16 protein-coding genes are annotated in these 18879 nt (G+C 40.4%); 12 read left to right on the plus strand and 4 right to left on the minus strand.

What is annotated here, in order from left to right:
• Nucleotides 1-278: 278 nt before the first annotated feature.
• From ACE3G9_RS04955 to udp, 3 genes are all read left to right on the plus strand, one after another.
• Complete coding sequence (locus ACE3G9_RS04955; protein ID WP_417878734.1) at nucleotides 279-1823, plus strand: GNAT family N-acetyltransferase; 1545 nt, start codon at nucleotides 279-281, stop codon at nucleotides 1821-1823.
• Nucleotides 1824-1979: 156 nt separating this feature from the next.
• Nucleotides 1980-2396 carry a CBS domain-containing protein gene (locus ACE3G9_RS04960; protein WP_417878735.1) on the plus strand — a complete coding sequence of 139 codons (417 nt, stop codon included), beginning with the start codon at nucleotides 1980-1982 and terminating at the stop codon, nucleotides 2394-2396.
• 278 nt (nucleotides 2397-2674) lie between these two features.
• Complete coding sequence (udp, locus tag ACE3G9_RS04965) at nucleotides 2675-3445, plus strand: uridine phosphorylase (protein ID WP_449218600.1); 771 nt, start codon at nucleotides 2675-2677, stop codon at nucleotides 3443-3445.
• A gap of 100 nt (nucleotides 3446-3545) precedes the next feature.
• Here udp and ACE3G9_RS04970 read toward each other — a convergent pair whose 3' ends face one another.
• On the minus strand, nucleotides 3546-4709 hold the full coding sequence (locus ACE3G9_RS04970; RefSeq protein WP_449218601.1) for a Card1-like endonuclease domain-containing protein: 1164 nt from the start codon (nucleotides 4707-4709) through the stop codon (nucleotides 3546-3548).
• A 473-nt stretch (nucleotides 4710-5182) separates the two neighbouring features.
• Between ACE3G9_RS04970 and hinT the strand changes: the two genes are divergently transcribed.
• From hinT to ACE3G9_RS05005, 7 genes are all read left to right on the plus strand, one after another.
• A complete protein-coding gene (gene hinT / locus ACE3G9_RS04975) occupies nucleotides 5183-5533 on the plus strand; it encodes a purine nucleoside phosphoramidase (RefSeq protein ID WP_417878738.1) in 351 nt (116 codons plus the stop codon).
• Nucleotides 5534-5726: 193 nt separating this feature from the next.
• The gene (locus ACE3G9_RS04980; protein ID WP_449218602.1) at nucleotides 5727-7169 is read left to right on the plus strand and encodes a COG3014 family protein; all 1443 of its coding nucleotides are present in this window, start codon (nucleotides 5727-5729) and stop codon (nucleotides 7167-7169) included.
• Entirely contained in the window at nucleotides 7166-7555 is a 390-nt protein-coding gene (locus ACE3G9_RS04985) for a YcfL family protein (protein ID WP_237295482.1), read from the plus strand. Before ACE3G9_RS04980 ends, ACE3G9_RS04985 begins: the two co-directional genes overlap by 4 nt.
• Before the next feature lie 16 nt (nucleotides 7556-7571).
• A complete protein-coding gene (gene lpoB, locus ACE3G9_RS04990; RefSeq protein WP_417878740.1) occupies nucleotides 7572-8156 on the plus strand; it encodes a penicillin-binding protein activator LpoB in 585 nt (194 codons plus the stop codon).
• A gap of 30 nt (nucleotides 8157-8186) precedes the next feature.
• Complete coding sequence (locus tag ACE3G9_RS04995; RefSeq protein WP_417878741.1) at nucleotides 8187-9080, plus strand: phosphotransferase; 894 nt, start codon at nucleotides 8187-8189, stop codon at nucleotides 9078-9080.
• Nucleotides 9081-9188: 108 nt separating this feature from the next.
• Nucleotides 9189-9728 (plus strand): alpha/beta hydrolase YcfP, encoded by a 540-nt coding sequence (gene ycfP / locus ACE3G9_RS05000; RefSeq protein ID WP_417878742.1) that lies wholly within the window; start codon nucleotides 9189-9191, stop codon nucleotides 9726-9728.
• 347 nt (nucleotides 9729-10075) lie between these two features.
• Nucleotides 10076-11365, plus strand: a complete 1290-nt coding sequence (locus ACE3G9_RS05005) for an NAD(P)/FAD-dependent oxidoreductase (protein ID WP_417878743.1) — start codon at nucleotides 10076-10078, stop codon at nucleotides 11363-11365.
• A 116-nt stretch (nucleotides 11366-11481) separates the two neighbouring features.
• Here the strand turns inward: ACE3G9_RS05005 and ACE3G9_RS05010 are convergent, their stop codons facing one another.
• The 3 genes from ACE3G9_RS05010 to mfd form a co-directional block, all read right to left on the minus strand.
• Nucleotides 11482-12021 carry a GNAT family N-acetyltransferase gene (locus ACE3G9_RS05010; protein WP_417878744.1) on the minus strand — a complete coding sequence of 180 codons (540 nt, stop codon included), beginning with the start codon at nucleotides 12019-12021 and terminating at the stop codon, nucleotides 11482-11484.
• Nucleotides 12022-12220: 199 nt separating this feature from the next.
• A complete protein-coding gene (locus tag ACE3G9_RS05015) occupies nucleotides 12221-12964 on the minus strand; it encodes a peptidoglycan binding protein CsiV (protein WP_417878745.1) in 744 nt (247 codons plus the stop codon).
• A 102-nt stretch (nucleotides 12965-13066) separates the two neighbouring features.
• On the minus strand, nucleotides 13067-16564 hold the full coding sequence (gene mfd, locus ACE3G9_RS05020; RefSeq protein WP_449218603.1) for a transcription-repair coupling factor: 3498 nt from the start codon (nucleotides 16562-16564) through the stop codon (nucleotides 13067-13069).
• Nucleotides 16565-16875: 311 nt separating this feature from the next.
• Here mfd and lolC point away from each other — a divergent pair, with 311 nt between their 5' ends.
• Nucleotides 16876-18099, plus strand: a complete 1224-nt coding sequence (gene lolC / locus ACE3G9_RS05025) for a lipoprotein-releasing ABC transporter permease subunit LolC (protein WP_449218604.1) — start codon at nucleotides 16876-16878, stop codon at nucleotides 18097-18099.
• Between the two features lie 57 nt (nucleotides 18100-18156).
• The gene (gene lolD / locus ACE3G9_RS05030; RefSeq protein ID WP_417878748.1) at nucleotides 18157-18879 is read left to right on the plus strand and encodes a lipoprotein-releasing ABC transporter ATP-binding protein LolD; all 723 of its coding nucleotides are present in this window, start codon (nucleotides 18157-18159) and stop codon (nucleotides 18877-18879) included.

Here is an 18879-nt window from a genome sequence, read left to right on the forward strand (position 1 = left end):
AGGTTTTAAAGGAAGGCTTGGGAAATTAGATAAGTGCATGATAGCAAAGCAATGATTGAATAATAACCATAATTTGCAAGATTGTTGAAAATTAATGCTGTTTGGTGTGCCTATCGTAACGAACGTGAATAACACGACTAGAATAGTATTAATATATACCCAAGTAACTTCAAGATGCAGTATAGGGCTTGTTTTATTCTTGCTGAAACTCGCATCTTGAAGTTACTTGGGTATAAGTCGCATAATGGAATTAATAATTTGATTGGAGCAAAAAATTTATGGATGAAAATAATACACCGTTGTTAAATTTACGAACTCTTACTCCTGACGATTATCAAGAACTGGCAGCCTTGATGGATCTCGTCTTCCCTGATGTGGGTGGGGCTTGGCCAGAGTCGACCATTATGGATTTGGTGACTCAATTTCCAGATGGGCAAATCTGTATTGAAGACAGCGGAAAAATGATTGGCGCGGCGTTGACGATGAAGGTGGATTATAGTCGCTTTAGTTTGCCACATAAGAATAGCGATTTGGTTAATGCCAATGATGTTGTGCAGCATAACCCTAAAGGGGATGCGATATACGGGTTAGATGTCTTTGTGCATCCTGATTATCGAGGCTTACGTTTAGGTCGTCGTTTATATGAAGCGCGTAAAGAAATGTGCCGAGCGAATAACTTAAAAGCGATTTTGACCGGTGGCCGAATTCCAGGCTTTAAGCAATATTCCGATCAAATGAGAGTTAGTGAATATATCGATAAGGTCAAGCGCCAAGAAATTCATGATCCAATCTTGTCTTTCCAGCTTTCTAATGATTTTGATATTAAGCGTCTAATGCGTGGCTACTTACCCGAAGACGACAAATCACAAGGTTATGGTACGTTACTTGAGTGGGATAATATTTTTTATGAAGAAGAGGTTGACTCGATTCATGGAACAGAAAAAAGCATTGTCCGTATTGGGGTTGTGCAGTGGCAAATGCGCCATGTGATGTCGCTAGATGATCTGGTCAATCAAGCGGAATTCTTTATTACTTCTCTTGCAAACTACCAGTCTGACTTTGCGTTATTCCCAGAATTTTTCAGTGCTCCGCTAATGGGCCTTGCTTCCGATCTACGTTCTGTAGAAGCGATGCGTTACTTGAGCGAATACTCGGATGAAATTATTCAGCGTTTTTCTCACTTAGCGGTGACGTATAACATCAATATCATTGCAGGTAGTCTGCCTATTCAGCAAAACGGAAAGATGTACAATGTTGCATACATGTTACACCGTGACGGAAGCATCGAAGAGCAATACAAAATACACATTACCCCACATGAAGAATGGGATTGGGTTATTGAAGGCGGCAATACAGTTAAAGTGATTGAAACCGATGCCGGTAAAGTGGGTATTTTGATTTGTTATGATGTGGAGTTCCCAGAACTAGGTCGTATGCTCGCTGAGCAAGGCGTACAAATTCTGTTTGTTCCATTCTGGACTGATACTAAAAATGGTTATTTACGAGTGCGTATTTGTGCTCAGGCGCGAGCGATTGAAAATGAATGTTATGTCGCGATCAGTGGTAGCGTCGGTAACTTACCTCGTGTGGATAACGTGGACATTCAATATGCCCAATCTGCAGTATTTTCACCATCCGACGTTTATTTTCCACATGATGCGATCATTGCAGAAGCCGATCCAAATACCGAGATGATGATCTATGCCGATGTCGATTTATCGAAATTGAAACTTTTGCATAGTGAAGGTTCTGTGACTAACTTGAAGCATCGTCGCCCAGAGCTTTATCAATTCTCACCAGTAAATGAGACGAGAAAAAAGTAAATGAGCAGTAAATGAATAGGGTTTATGTCAATGGAATCCGAGAGCCGGATCACCGATTGGCATAATCTATTAATAAAATTGTTTAAATCCATTTAGTAAAATCAAGAAATTAGGCGACACTTAGAGGTATATTATAACAATCTCAAGGAGTACTTTATGCCATCATTAAAAGTTCGAGATTACATGCGCCCTAGAGCGGTAACCTTTACTATTGATATGTCGTTGTCTACAGCATTGGATAAAGTATTGAATGCGATTAATATCGGCGGCCCAGTTGTTAACGATAGAAATGAAGTGGTAGGCTTTTTGTCTGAACAAGACTTGCTTAACCGATTAGTTCAAGTCAGTTACCATTGCCAAGATACTCATGTGGTTGGTGATTGTATGCGGACCGAACCTTTGACTATTAGCCCTGAGATGTCAGTGATTGAATTGGCTAATATGATGCAAGAAGGCAAGCCCAAAGTGTATCCTGTCGTAGAAAATAAAAAACTGGTGGGTATTATTTCTCGTCGTGAAGTACTAAAAGCAGTGAGTGATAATTTAGATAATTGCTTTAAGCATCCAGTCTGATTTTCAAAATCATAGATAGTTTGAGTGGATAGAATAGTTAACGAGGTCGCATGTAAAGTGCGGCCTTTTTCATCGTTACACCTTGATTTTTTGTGATGCCAACCGTTTTTCTGTGATTAATTAAATTTATGTTTCATTATTGGTGTGATTGGCGTCACTTATTTGTAAGATGTTCTCGATTAGAGTGGCGACAATGATTTTTTAGAGAAGAATGACTATTCTTATTCGGTTGTTCATCTCCCAGTTATTCACTTTCTAGTAAAAGTAAGGAGCACATCGTGGCACCAACAGATACTCAAAATGTTTTTCACTTAGGTGTAAATAAACAAGACCTTAACGGCGCAACTTTAGCCATTATTCCAGGTGACCCCGCTCGCGTTGAAAAAATTGCAAATTTAATGGATGAGCCTGAGTTCTTAGCCAGCCACCGTGAATATACGGTGTTTCGCACCAAGCTAGATGGTAAGCCTGTGGTGGTGTGTTCTACTGGTATTGGTGGCCCTTCAACTTCGATTGCAGTGGAAGAGTTAGCTCAATTAGGCGTTCGTACTTTCTTACGTGTCGGTACTACTGGAGCAATTCAGCCGCATCTTAATGTTGGTGACATGATTGTAACGACAGGTTCGGTTCGTCTTGATGGTGCTAGTCTACACTTTGCGCCGATGGAGTTCCCTGCCGTTGCTGACTTTGATGTGGCAACCGCAATGAAACAAGCCGCGATTGATTCAGGCTGTACGGTTCATACTGGCGTTACGGCATCAAGCGATACTTTCTACCCAGGCCAAGAGCGTTACGATACATTCACAGGGCGCGTGGTTTCTCGTTTCCAAGGTTCAATGAAAGAATGGCAGGAAATGGGTGTATTAAACTTCGAAATGGAATCGGCCACTTTATTAACCATGTGTGCGAGCTCAGGTCTGAAAGCCGGTTGTGTTGCGGGGGTTATTGTAAACCGTAGCCAAGATGAAATTCCAGATCATGAGAAATTAAAACAAACGGAAATTAACTCGATTAAAGTGGTCGTGGAAGCGGCGAGAAAAATGCTTTAAATCGTGTTCTGATTTGTGAGCCAAAACTAACCCAGGGTCCAGATAGACAAGTATTAAATAAGTCTATCTGGGCTTTTTTATATCCAAATTATTTACTTCGTTATAACTTTTCTATTTGTCCGCCGGCTTCATTAAACCAAGCGGTTAGGTGGGTTTTTAAATCTTTTAATTCTTCTGGGCCAATTAACGCTAAGCCTAAGTCTTGGGCCCGAGAAATATCGTTATGGCGTAATGGACGAAAACTCACCAACATCGCGCGCGCTTGTAAGCCGCCCAGCAAGTCTCGTAATGATTCCAATTTATAAAGCGTGTCATCACCATCATCACGCATGCCTTTGGTTTTACATTCAATGATATGTAGTTTGTTATTAACCACGGTGGCGACATCCAATTCATTACGGACTTCTCGACCACCACTTTCACGATAAACTTGCACGTTTAATGAATGATCTTGAATGGTAGGGAGTTCATCTTGAATTTTTCGTACCGTATTGTGCACAAGGTTTTCTAACCACTCACCATTGGAAAAACGCCTCGCATCTTCACTAAAAAACTCAAGAACCCCATTTTGATAGGTGGCGAGTTGAATATCGACTAAATCAGAAATGAGCCAATCAAGCTCTTTGTAGCCTTGTTGTTTTTCGGTCAGTGCTACATCGAGTTTCTGTTCTTTACGGCAAGTGGTTGCTAAATAGTTTAAAGTGGCAAGACCAGGGCCCAATTCTAATGCGTTACTCGCCCAGCGTTGGCCTAATTCATGCAGTTTTGCATCGAGAGGGGCAGGGATTTCATGGGTTGGGAATTCACTACGAGCACCAAAAATAGTGAGATAATCGCTAATACGAATATGGTCTTGAACTTGTTGTTCTGGTTTATCATTTGGGTAAAGCCAACATTGACTATCACTGAAAGGCTCGACGACGAAAATAGGCCAATTGTAGCTACGGATGACTTCATAAACTGATAATAAACGGTGCCTTAAACCGCAGCTAGCATTGAGGTAGATCTGTTCATTACGTGTGATGAGTTGTTCAGCAAGCTCTTTAACTTTTGTTTTGATCTCGGAAGTATTGACAGCACTAGGGATTTCAAAAAATTCAGAGCTAATTTTTCGAGACTCAAGCACTTGTTGTAGCCTTTGATACATGCCTCGTTGGGCATCATCACCAATGAATACCATGTGTGTGCATTCAGAACGGTTATCTAAAAGTGGGGTAATTAAACGAACAGGGTCTTGATCTATGATTCCAATATGAACCGCCATGGTTATTCCTTTGTAGCGTATGTCGCTAATCTTTGTTGCTAATGAAATCAACGACTAACCTTTGGTGTGGCTTTCTGAACATGACACAAGAAAGGTAAGTCGTCGAAACGTTTATAGGCCCATATAATCACATTGTGTAGATATAAATGTTTGAAAATTGAAAAGTTCAGTGATTTAGGCTCTACCTTTAATATGTAGCTACATTTTTACAATAACAAGTATTAACCCTATTTATTGCTGTATTAACTAGACTACAAAAAAGAGTAGAGGTTCCAAAATAAAATGAGAGTGAGTTGATTTTCACTTGAAATATCAGTTGCCTAAATCTTTCTGTAAGTAGATAAAATATTGTTATCTCACTATGCTTAGCGCATACTTAGATACTCAAGTCACTTCAAGATGGTAGCGATGAATTCTCGATCTTGAGGATATTCAAATAAACTCATTAAACACGATGGCAGTTGGAGATTAAAATGGCTGAAGAAACAATATTTACTAAGATCATTAATAAAGAAATTCCTTCCGATATGTTGTATCAAGATGACCTAGTTACTGCCTTTCGTGATATCAACCCAAGAGCACCAAGCCATATTTTAATTATACCGAATAAGCTGATCCCAACGACTAACGATGTTGAAGAAGAAGATGAATTGGTGATGGGCCGTTTGTTTACTGTTGCGAAGAAGCTTGCCAAGCAAGAAGGCATTGCTGAAAATGGTTACCGTTTAATTGTGAATTGTAATGCTCATGGTGGGCAAGAGGTTTATCACATCCACATGCATTTAGTTGGTGGTGAGCCTCTAGGGCCAATGCTAGTTAACTAAATACCCTTTATACTTGAAGTTGCAGCTTTGTTGGCGGGTTCATTTGCCCCCTATCGTTTTATTCAAGAAAGTCATAGGTTATCTATGCTTATGGGGCCCCAGTTCATTTTTCGCCTCATCGCAACTCCAATTATTTTGGGTATGGTTTTTAGGCTTTTAAGCGAACTGAATAACCGTAAACGTGATTAAATTAATGCGAATTCTAATCTTAAAAAACATGGATGTTATGCCTTGGCATAAAGTGGTTAAAGCCAGTTTGGCTGTATTTTTTAGCATGACATTGAGTGCCTGTGCCAATCTTTCGGTGGGGGGCTTATTTAGTCATTACTCGGCACAAAATGAAGACGTCTATAAAGATGTTGAAAGTGGCGATTATAAAAGTGCGGAATCGGAACTGGTGGAATCTGAGGTTGGTGGGCCAGTTTTAAGTAATATGGAAAAGGGTCGAGTGTCTTTTCTTGCTGAAAACTATCCGAGTAGCTTTACCGCTTTTCAGCTAAGTGACAAAGCGGTAAGAGTGTTAAACGATCGTGCTACGGTTTCACTTTCAGAAAGTGCGAATCAAGCGGGCTCTTTGGCGACTAATGATAATTTAACCACTTATGAACCTGCTGATTATGAATTAGGCTATTTGCATTTATACTTAGGGTTAAACTACTTACAGAAAAACGATTTGCAAGGCGCATTGGTTGAAATGCGCCAAGCAAATCAGGTTCAGGAAAAAGCTAAAAAGCGTCGAGAAGATGAGCTGAAAAAGGCTCAACAAAATATGAAAAATAATGGAGTACAGCCAAACTTAGGCAGTATTCTTTCGCAATATCCAGATGCAGGTAAAACCTTGCAGGCTGTCCAAAATGGTTATTTGCTGTATTTGTCAGCGGTGCTCTATGAGGCTGACAATCAACTAAATGATGCTTATATTGACTATAAACGTGCATTAGCGGTCAATCCTAATAACCGAGAAATTATTGATGCAACCATTCGAGTAGCTAAGCGGTTAGGGATGCGTCAAGACCTTAATTCTCTACTCAAGCAATATGATGAACCTAAATCGGTACCGCAAGGTTATGGGCAGGTTATAATTGTAGATGAGCGAGGAATTGTGGCTCAGCGTGGAAATTGGCGTTTATCTTTGCCGATATGGGATAGCTCAGGTAAAACCAAGTTTTATAGTGTAGCGTTGCCAGTTTATAAAAACGTCAAAGTACAGAACTTCTCACCGGCAACCTTAGATGGTGATCCATTAAAATCGAGTATTTTAGCCGATACAAACTTGATGGCACAAAATGATTTGAGTGAACGTATTCCAGCGATGGTTCTTAAACAAGGTTTAAGGTTATATACTAAAGATCAGTTAAGATACCAAGCGGCGAAAGCCGATGATTCAGGTATATCTAGTACTTTAGTGAATATCTGGAATGTTGTGACAGAGCAACCGGATACTCGCAGTTGGCAAACATTACCTGCTCAGGTGTTTAGTAGTAGTGCATATTTGACAGCAGGACAACATACTATCTCTGTGGGTGGTGAACAATATGCAATTGATATCAAAAAGAATCAACGTACCTTTGTCTGGCTTTCACGCCAAGGGAATGCAATGACAATTTGGCACAAACAATTAGGAGCAATTCGATGAAAAAATGGTTAGTAGCAGGCTTAGGCCTAGTGGCATTAGCTGGATGTTCAAGTAGCAATACTGCAGGATTGCGCATCGATAGTGCCAGCCAACAAGTTTTATACAGTGATTCTGCGTTAGATGATGACCTGACGATTGATAATATCGACACTCAGGAAAATAATGGTAATACTCGCGGTTTGGTGAAAATTACCAATAACTCTCAAGATACACAAAATCTTCAATACCGCTTTTATTGGTATGATGACCAAGGTCTGGAAGTGAATGCAAAGCAAGGTGCTTGGCGTCAATTTATTCTACGCGGATATGAATCAATGACTTTAAGTGAAGTGTCTGTGAACCCGAATGCGACTGATTTTCGTATTCAAATTCGCCCACAAGATTAATCAAAGGAAGTAACACATGAAGAAAACGGCAATTGCATTAATAGGTTTAGCAGTCATTCTGGGTGGTTGTTCTAACAAGGTTCAGTATGGTGATGCTAACGCTGCTGAAACAACAACCGTAGATTTTGGTTCAACAGATTTACAAAAAATCGCTAATGAGATGGTAGATAGCATGCTTTCTTCTGGCTCAGTTGCCGCGATTAAAGGCCGTCCGATTGCTTACGTGGATAGTATTCGAAACAAAACCAGCGAGCATATCGATACAGAATCAATCACTGACTCAGTGAGCACCAAGATGTTGAATTCTGGTAAGTTTCGTTTTGTTGATATGACCAAAGTAGAAGATGTTCGTAAGCAACTTAACTTCCAAAATAACGATGAATTAGTTGATCAAACAAGTGCAATTAAGTTTGGTCAAATGATGGGTGCTCAATACATGTTATATGGCAACTTATCTAGCATTGTTAAAGAAGCAGGTAATAATAAAGATGTTTACTACAAAATGACAATGCGTTTAATGGATTTAAAAACGGGTCTGATCGAATGGGCTGATGAAACTGAAATCCGTAAGCAAAAGTCGAAAAGTCTATTTGGTCTGTAATATTGTTTATACTTAAGTAATGTCAGGATCATGGGTTTGAAAGAACACTACATTAAGCAAGATTCAAGCTTAATCGATCTACAAGCTCAGTGGCCTGAAAGTATTTCAAATATTCAACCATTACAAGGTGGATTAACCAACCAGTGTTGGAAAATCACTACCTCATGTGGTCGTCAGTATGTATGGCGGCCACATTCTATTTCTACTCAATTCTTTTCTATAAACCGTTCCAATGAATTCGAAATTCTCAATGCACTTGAAAGCTTTGATTTATCACCAAATGCTAAAGCCTTATTACCACAAGGCTTATTGGTCGAGTGGGTAGATGGCGTGACTTTAATGGAGCAACATAATGCACCATTGTCATTGCTTGTGATGAAGTGCCTCGTTTCTCTTCATCAATATCCGATTCTTCAAGTTCATTCCTTGCCTATTTTCGATTATCAATGTTGTATTGCAAACTATTGGCAGGCATTACCGAGTCAACAACAAACACAGCGTTATCAGCAGTGGTTTGAGCTTTTTTATCAGCAATATAATGAGTTAAAAAATCGTACAGAATCAATTTTAGCGCCTTGCCTCTGCCATTTTGATCTAGGTCGCTATAATATTATCCAAAAGCCTGATTTAGGGTTAGTGGTGATTGACTGGGAATATGCAGCAATTGCTAGCCCTGTGGTCGATTTAGCGACGACGATTTTAGCTGAACAACTTAATGTTGAAGACAGTGTTGAATGTTATTTGGCGCTTAGTCGTTTAGATATCGATAAGACCCAATTCATTGTTATTGTAGAAGAATGGTTACCATATTTACGCTTTATGGCGTTGCTGTGGCATCAAGTAAACTTTTCTATACATCAGCGAGCATCAGATAAGCAAGCGATCGAAGTGTTAACTCAGCAGTTAGAATTGTCTGAATCGTAGTATTCTGGTCGGAAGAGCGAACATAGGTCACTTTTCTTAATATCTTCATTAATAAACCATACTATTCATGGTAGATTAAATTATCGAACGAGAACTGAGGATGGTTCAATGATTATTTATTTACATGGCTTTGATAGCACAAGCCCAGGGAATCATGAAAAAGTATTACAGCTTCAATTCATCGATGAAGATGTTCGCTTTATCAATTACAGTACACTTCACCCGAAACATGATATGCAGCACTTGTTAAAAGAAGTGACTAAAGTGGTTGAGCAAACTGATGACTCATCACCGCTTATCTGTGGCGTTGGCCTAGGCGGTTACTGGTCAGAACGCATCGGCTTCCTATGTGGCATTAAACAAGCTATTTTCAATCCTAATCTCAACCCAGAAGATAATATGCAAGGTCGTATAGATCGCCCTGAAGAATATTCTGATATCGCGACTAAATGCATTAAAGATTATCGCGAGAAAAATAAAGATAACTGCTTAGTATTTTTATCTCGCAATGATGAAATCAGAGATAATCAAGATAGCTATGAGGCATTATCGCCATACTACAAGGTGATATGGGATGACGCTGAAAAACATAAATTTAAGAAAATCTCTCAACACTTGCAAATGATTAAAGCCTTCAAACAATCTTAATTTATCTATTCAACTGACTGGGTATACCCTAATTACAAATTGTTACTATAAAGAAGAGCTAATAATTGGCTCTTTTTTATTAATCGTCACTTTCTATTGATCCTACTTTAGGTCTGGATATAATGAGCTAGATCAAATTTTACCAATAAATAGAATGAAAAATAACCGTTACGTCACAATTTGATCTCACCGATACATACAACTTTTTCATCATCTCAAAGGTGACCTTTTTAGGTTTAGTCTACACGCTAAACCTCATCGTATCGAAAAACATGAAGAATTTATCAGTTGAGTTTAGTAGAGACTGGGCTGAATCAATTTTATCTTTATATATTTAGGAGTGTCTGATGACGCGAATCGTTGTAGTAGGTGGTGGTGCTGGTGGTTTAGAGCTTGCCACAAAATTAGGTCGAACATTAGGTCGTAAGAGACGCGCGAGTATTACTTTAGTAGACCGTAACGGAAGTCACTTATGGAAGCCATTATTACATGAAGTGGCAACCGGTTCTCTGGATGAAGGTGTGGATGCATTAAGTTATCGTGCTCATGCCAAAAATCATCATTTTGATTTTCAAATGGGTAGTCTAGATGGTATTGACCGTGAGCGTAAAGTTATCTCACTAAGTGAAATCAAGGATGAGAATAATGATCTGCTGATCCCGAGCCGTGAAATTGAATACGATATTCTGGTATTAGCGATTGGCTCTAAATCAAATGATTTTAATACTCCTGGCGTAAAAGAAAACTGCATCTTTTTAGATAGCCCAGAGCAAGCACACCGTTTCCGTAAAGAAATGAATAACTTGTTCTTAAAGCTTCATGCGAAACATGGTGATGGCAAAGTGGATATCGCGATTGTTGGTGGTGGGGCAACCGGCGTAGAGCTGTCTGCTGAACTGCATAATGCAATTAAAGAGCTGCACACATACGGCTTTGAAGATTTAGATTCAAGTAAATTGAACGTGAACCTAGTTGAAGCGGGGGAGCGTATTTTACCTGCGTTACCACCACGAATTTCATCAGCAGCACACAGTGAGTTAACAAAGTTAGGCGTAAATGTTCGTACTGCGACTATGGTGACGAAAGCGGATGAACAAGGCTTAATTACCAAAGACGGTGAGCGTATTCCTGCTCAACTAATGGTATGGGCGGCAGGTATTAAAGCGCCTGATTTTATGAAAGATATCGCAGGTTTAGAAACCAATCGGATCAATCAGTTGATCGTGAAAGATACACTACAATCAACACGTGATGATGATATTTATGTGATTGGTGATTTAGCCTCTTGCCAGCAAAAGAATGGATCTTTTGTACCTCCTCGTGCTCAAGCTGCACACCAAATGGCAAGTTTGGCTTATCGCAATATTGTGGCACAAATTAATGGTCATGCATTGAAAGCGTATACTTATAAAGATCATGGTTCACTTGTGTCATTAAGCCGCTTTTCTACCGTGGGTAGCTTAATGGGCAACTTAACAAAAGGTTCTATGATGATTGAAGGTCGTATTGCGCGAGTCGTATACATATCACTCTACCGTATGCACCTAATGGCTTTACACGGCTGCTTTAAAACTGGCTTGATGATGTTAGTAGGGCGAATTAACCGAGTGTTACGTCCAAATCTTAAGCTGCACTAAGAGTCATCGCGATTTAATTATCTAAAATGAAAGCCCATTATAATGGGCTTTTTTGTATTTGTTTCGTTATACAAATCTCGCTAATTATATGATCATTCTTACTTATACAGTGAACATTAATCCGGAATAAAAGAAAATACGATTCCATCTTTCGGCTTTCCTTCGAATAAATAGCGATTACGAGCCAGCCCTTCTTTTTCTGCTCCGCAATTTAACGCGACATGATGACTGGCAATATTGTCAGGGTCACAGATACACTCAAGACGAGTAAGACGTAATTCGGTGAAGCAAAAATTAATGAGGGCTAACAGAGCTTCTTTGGCATAACCGTTTGATTGGTGTTGGTCGCATATCCAATAACCAATCGTTCCCATATTGAAGCTAAGTGATAGATCAGTTAATGCCACCATACCAATAAAATCATCGGTTTGTTGATGGTAGATACCAAATCCGTAGGCATTATTTTTCAACCAGTTTAAGCGGGTATGCATCAGAAAATCTGTTGCTTCTTCAACGGTGAATGCTAAATGACACCAATCAAGCCATGGGTAGAGAGAAGGGGAGAATTTAATCGCATCAGCAAAGCGTTGATTTTCATCAGCATGGATCATGCGTAATCTTAACCGAGCGGTCAGTAAGGTATGATCTGGGGTCATCGTTCACCTGCCATGATGCAATTAAAAAGAGGCCATGGGGGCCTCTTGATTCGAAGTTACTTTATTACCCTTTGTACTTGAATCCGGAGCTTTGTTGACAGCACTCATTCAATCCAATCATTTAGGTAGGCTAAACTCATGGGGTCTCATTCACTTGTCGCTTCACTGAAACTCCAATTACTTTGGGTACAAACTAGTATTACAGCTTACGAATATTGATAATCACGCCTAGGAATGGATTATCTAAGTAGTGTACTTCACCACTTCTAATTTTTCGTTTTTGCTGCATACGGTAACTATTTAAAAAGTCTTGGACTTCGACTTTTGGTTTAACTGGCTCTAGGTTTCCTACTTGAACATTTTCATCGCTATCTTCAGTCGATGGGTCGATCACTGAGTCTTGTAATACGACTTCATTTTGTCCAGGAATGCGTAAGTCTAGGTTAGTTTTCAAGTATAGGTAGTGTTGTACATAAACCTGGACTGTACCATCTAGCTCATATAATGGCTTTTTTTCAATGGATGTCGGAGTACCATCTTTGGCAATCTCTTTAAGAGAGCGACCATCCGGTGCGAATCTATCCGAAAAATCCTCACCCGCTTGGATGTGTAAAACTGGTGATGTGCTTTCACCTCGGTCATTTTGATACCAAGTTATATGAACTAATGGCTTAAATCCTGCGTGACGGTCTAATGCTTGGTATTGTCTATTCAGCTTGTAATAACCACTCGAAAGTAGGCCTGCTTTATGCTGCGACATTAAGTTGCTATCACGGTATGAAAATGCGCGTTCAAAATTAATCGGCTCAAGGTTTTGTGGCCAAAACTCGTTAACTTGTGATGGCTCCACATTACGCTTAAAGATGATCATTTCGATAGCAAAAGATCGTGCAAATGTTGGTAATGAAACAAAAACCAATAGGAATATAATCAGTTTTTTCATTGGTACTCCGTAATCAAAGATACTTCTATTCTAGATTTCTAATGTAGATAGTACCTTAGCTAATATAATAAATGATGTACTTATTGCTAAGTTACATAGCGTTTAGCCAATTTTTGGTAAACGATTTTGTTGAAAGTTGGCCAGTAAATCGTTAATGAAACTGATTCGTTCCCGTCTATCTGTTAATGGTACAGTAAACTTGAACTTAGTGGGGCCTTCCATTGCAAATTTTTTCGGCGATGATTGGAGTAATTGTACCAAGAATGCTGGGTTAATGTTTGCATTTGGTGAAAACTCAATAAAACCACCTTTGTCATGTGCTTCAATTTTTTTCGCTTGTATTCTAGCAGCTTGAAGCTTTATTTCACTGATCACTAATAAGTTTTTCGCCGCATCCGGTAAGCTGCCAAAGCGATCAATCAGTTCCACTTTCATTTCTGCTAGTTCCGACTCACTATTCACACTGGCAATACGCTTGTACATAGATAAACGAGTATTGATGTCGGGAATGTAGTCATCTGGCAGTAATGCTGGTAAGCGTAATTCTACTTCAGTTTGTTCACGTAAAAGTTCGTCTAATGACAATTCTTTGCCTTCTTTTAACGCATTGACCGCTTGTTCTAGCATTTCCATGTATAACGAGAAGCCGACCGATTGAATTTGTCCGCTTTGATCGTCACCTAATAACTCACCTGCGCCACGAATTTCTAAATCGTGAGTGGCTAGTGTAAAGCCTGCACCTAGGTCTTCTAATGAGGCAATCGCATCCAAACGTTTCACTGCATCTTTGCTTAACGCTTTTGGATGTGGCGTTAATAAATAAGCATACGCTTGGTGGTGCGAACGACCAACACGACCACGTAATTGATGAAGCTGTGCTAAACCGAGTTTATCCGCGCGATCCATAATGATGGTATTGGCGGTTGGCACATCGATACCGGTTTCGATAATGGTGGTACAAACCAGCAAGTTAAAGCGCTGGTGGTAGAAATCATTCATGATGCCTTCCAGTTCACGTTCGCGCATTTGTCCGTGGGCGGTGATCACGCGTGCTTCTGGAATTAATTTAGCTAAATCTTCGGCAACTTTTTCTATGGTTTCGACATTGTTATGTAAGAAATAGACTTGGCCACCGCGCATAATTTCACGCAGTACTGCTTCGCGAATCACACTACCTTCACTTTGACGGACAAAGGTTTTGATGGCTAAACGTCGTGCTGGTGGAGTGGCGATAATCGATAAATCACGCATACCACTCATTGCCATGTTCAAAGTACGAGGGATCGGTGTAGCGGTGAGTGTCAAAATATCCACATCGGCACGCATCGCTTTTACTTTTTCTTTCTGGCGCACACCAAAGCGGTGTTCTTCATCGACAATCAATAAACCGAGATCGCGGAATTTAATATCATCTTGCAGCAGTTTATGGGTGCCGATAATGATATCGACTTTACCTTCAGTGATATCATTTAAAATCTGCTTTTGTTCCTTAGCTGATTTAAAGCGCGATAACACTTCAACTCGTACCGGTAGGTTGGCGAAACGATCACGGAAGTTTTCAAAATGTTGTTGAGCAAGTAGGGTGGTTGGCACTAGTACTGCAACTTGCTTACTGTTATCCACTGCAAGGAATGTCGCTCGCATAGCTACTTCGGTTTTACCAAAACCAACATCACCACAGACGAGTCTATCCATGGCCTTTGCTTGGCACATATCGGAGAGAACTGCATTAATCGCCATAGACTGATCATCGGTTTCTTCAAACGGGAAAGTGGCTTTAAAGTGCGCGTATTGTTCTTTATCGTGAATGAACTTAAAGCCCTTTTTGATTTCACGTTTGGCGTAAACATCTAACAATTCTGCTGCTACATCGCGGACTTTTTCTGCGGCGCGTTGACGAGCTCTATTCCAAGCATCACTACCCAGTTTATGTAATGGAGCGGTTTCTTCTGCACCACCTGAATAACGACTGATTAAGTTGAGGGAGGATACTGGAACATACAGTTTGGCATTATTTAAGTACTCAAGGGTGACATATTCGGTGGCGAGCCCACCAGCTTCTAAGGTTTGTAAACCAATATAGCGACCGATACCGTGATCGAGATGCACTACAGGTTGACCGGGTTTTAATTCTGCAAGATGGCGAATTACGGTATCGCTATTGACCGCTTTACGATCTTTTTTGCGACGCTGGATCACGCGGTCGCCAAGTACATCACTTTCACAGATAAAGGTAAAATCAGGCGAATGATGAACAAAGCCGTGTTCAGTTGAGCCGAGTATTAGAGAGTACTTTTGTTTAGATGCTAATGCTTGGGAAAGGTTGTCACATTCTTTCGGTTTTATTTTTATTGGGCTTAATAGTTCATTTAATGTTTCACGGCGACCTTCTGATTCTACCGAGAAGATCACCTTACCTTGCGGGGTGTCAGTTAAGTATTGCTCAAGATATTGACGCAGTGCGATAAGTGGCTCTTTAAGCTGGTGCTGGGCATGTAAATTAGGCAGAGGAGTAACGGAAGCGTTGTTACGGCCAGCTTTGTCTTCTACCGCTTCAACTGATAAGGCTACTTGAGGCATACCTTTGAAGCAGCTAAATAGTTCATTTTTCTTTAACCATAATTCATGAGGCTCAAGTAATGGGCGAAGTGGATCAACTTTACGTTGTTCAAAACGGTATTCAGCATCGGCTAAAAAGGTATCAATACTTTTTTCAAGTTCACCAAGCGTCAGTAGCAAGGTGTTTTCTGGTAGATAGTCGAATAAGGTATCGGTATGCTCAAAGAACAATGGTTGCCAATATTCGATGCCAGCAGGCCAAGTGCCTTTTGATACTTGCATATAAACGGATTCAGGTTCACGTCGCGCTTCAAAACGTTGACGCCAGCGAATGCGAAAATCTTCTATCGCCGCTTCAGTAGTTGGAAACTCATGAGCAGGTAGTAGACGAATGTCTTGTATATCTTCTATCGTGCGTTGAGTTTCAGCATCAAAGGTACGGATACTATCGATTTCATCATCAAAAAAATCGATTCGATATGGGTTATCACAGCCCATTGGGAAAAGGTCGATAATCGAACCTCGGCTGGCGTATTCACCCGGGCCAAACACTTGATCAACATGGCGATAACCAGAACTTTCCAGTTGCATACGTAGTTTGTCGAGTGAATAAAGATCGCCATTTTTGACCATTAATGTGGTTTTGAGTAGGTAATCTTTCGGTGATTGACGCTGTAATAGTGTGCTGATTGGAATAATGATTAAGCCGTTTTGCTGCGTTGGTAATTGATACAGCTGCGCGATACGGTCTGAAATAATATCTTGATGCGGAGAAAAGTTATCATACGGCAGCGTTTCCCAATCAGGGAATAAAGACACCGAATGATCGGTGAACTGGCTTACTTCGTGCTGCAGCTTTATCGCTATTTGCGGATCAGGTACAGCAAGTAATGTGACTCCTGAATGTTGTTCGCTAAGCTCTGCAATGGAGAGTGCGAGTGAACCGCCGACTAATTGGCCTATGTGCTTTTTGTCACCAGCTTTAGTTGGCAGTGGCAGTTGCAAGAGAGAAGACGCTGACGTGGATGAAATTTCAGACATAATTCGATTAGGCTTTTATAAATTGAATGTTGCGCTAGTTGTAGCACTTTGAGTGGTTTGATTATCGTCATGTAGGCAAACTAATCAAGGGAATGTGCACAATTGTTGTTTTTTAATCAATTTCTCACCACTAATAGTAAGAAGTATGTGAATTATTGCGTTTGCTATTTGTAAAATGGTCAGAGATAGAATAACGATGATCATATTCAATTTGCCTTGCCTAAAGCTTGTTTTATTCTTGCTGAAACTTGCACCTTGAAGTTACTTGGGTATATGCTCCGGTTTCATTATTTTATTCAGGGATTATTGGAATGTTTCACCCAGTTTCGGCCTATATTGGTTTGCGGTATTTGAAAGGTCGATCAGGCGATAAATTCAGCCGATTTGTCTCGTATATGTCGACCGCCGGTATTTCTATCGGTGTTCTATCTCTTGTGACGGTATTGTCCGTGATGAATGGCTTTGAAGGGCAACTAAAGCAAAAAATTCTCGGCGTGCTTCCTCAAGCTGTGATCTCACAAGCCGATGATAAAACCCTAATCTCAGATACGCCACCCGCTTTCCTAAATGCTATCCCCCATGTTGAAGATATTTCTCCCATTGTGCGTAGCGAAGCGATTATCCAAAGTTCAACTAAGTTAAGCGCAGGTTTAATGGTCGGCATTGAGCCAAGAGAGCAAGATCCTATCGCAAAACGTATGATGATGGGGCAAGTCTCACAATTAACACCGGGAAGTTATCACGTCTTTCTAGGTCACACTTTAGCCAGAACATTAAATGTGAATGTTGGATCTAAAGTGCGATTAATGGTGACGAACGCTAGCCAATATACACCGCTAGGGCGCATTCCTAGCCAACGTAATTTTACTGTGGCGGGCATCTTTAATACCGGCTCTGATGTTGATGGCATGTTGATGGTCACTAATATCGAAGATGCAGGACGTTTATTGCGTTATTCCAGTGATCATATTTCAGGTTGGCGATTATTTTTTGATGACCCATTTGTGGTGGCTGGTTTAGCACAACAAGTGAAAAACAATGATTTATTACCTGAAAAATGGTTTTGGTCTGATTGGCGTGATCAACGTGGTGAACTATTTCAAGCAGTACGTATGGAAAAGAATATGATGGGCTTGATGTTAGGGTTGATTATCGCGGTGGCGGCGTTCAACATTATTTCAGCGTTAATTATGGTGGTGATGGAGAAGCAATCAGAAGTCGCCATTTTGAAAACCCAAGGCATGTCGAATCATCAAATATTAGCGATATTTATGGTGCAGGGCGCGAGTAGTGGGGTGATTGGTGCACTCGTCGGTGGACTACTAGGCACACTACTGGCAGCGAATCTAAACAATGTGATGAGCGCTTTAGGTTTGTCATTGTTTGCGCCGGGCACGGAACTGCCCGTGGTGATTGAACCGCTTCAGGTTGCGGTAGTGATCATTCTTGCTATTGGCTTGAGCTTATTGGCGACCTTATTTCCATCTTATCGCGCCGCTTCGGTTAAACCGGCAGAAGCGCTTCGTTATGAATAACACTTTCTCAAAGGCTGCGATTATTTACGCGGCTTTTTGGCTACAAGGCAAGACATTATGAATCCTTTATTAAGCTGTCAAAATATAAGTAAAACTTACCAAGAAGGAAACCTTGAAACTGAGGTGTTAAAAGGGGTGAGTTTATCCATCAATAAAGGTGACTTCTTAGCCATTGTTGGCTCTTCTGGCTCGGGTAAAAGTACCTTGCTACATATTCTTGGCGCATTAGATGACGCCAGTAATGGTGATGTAACGGTACTCGGCCAATCTTTATTGCGTTTATCGGGTAACAAACAAGCCAAGTTACGTAATCAACATATCGGTTTTGTGTATCAATTCCATCACTTACTTGCTGATTTTACTGCTTTAGAAAATGTCGCCATGCCATTATTGATTGGTAAGCAGAAAGCCGATGTTGCAAAACAAAAAGCGAAATCGGTGTTAGATAAGGTGGGGCTAGGTCATCGTTTAGAACACCGTCCATCTGAGTTGTCAGGTGGTGAAAGACAACGTGTGGCGATTGCGCGCGCATTAGTTAATGAGCCGGATCTTGTGTTAGCTGATGAACCAACGGGTAATCTTGATCAAAAAACGGCGTTAGAGATTTACGATTTGATGCGTCAACTTAATCGTGATTTTGGTACCGCGTTTTTAGTGGTTACCCATGATAATCAATTGGCCTTAAAAATGGATAAGCAATACACCATGCAAGACGGCGTACTTGATTGGAATGAAAATACTGTCATCACTCATCATACAGAACAAGAGTCGGGCGAGTAA

Source organism: Vibrio sp. E150_018 (genome assembly GCF_053544035.1).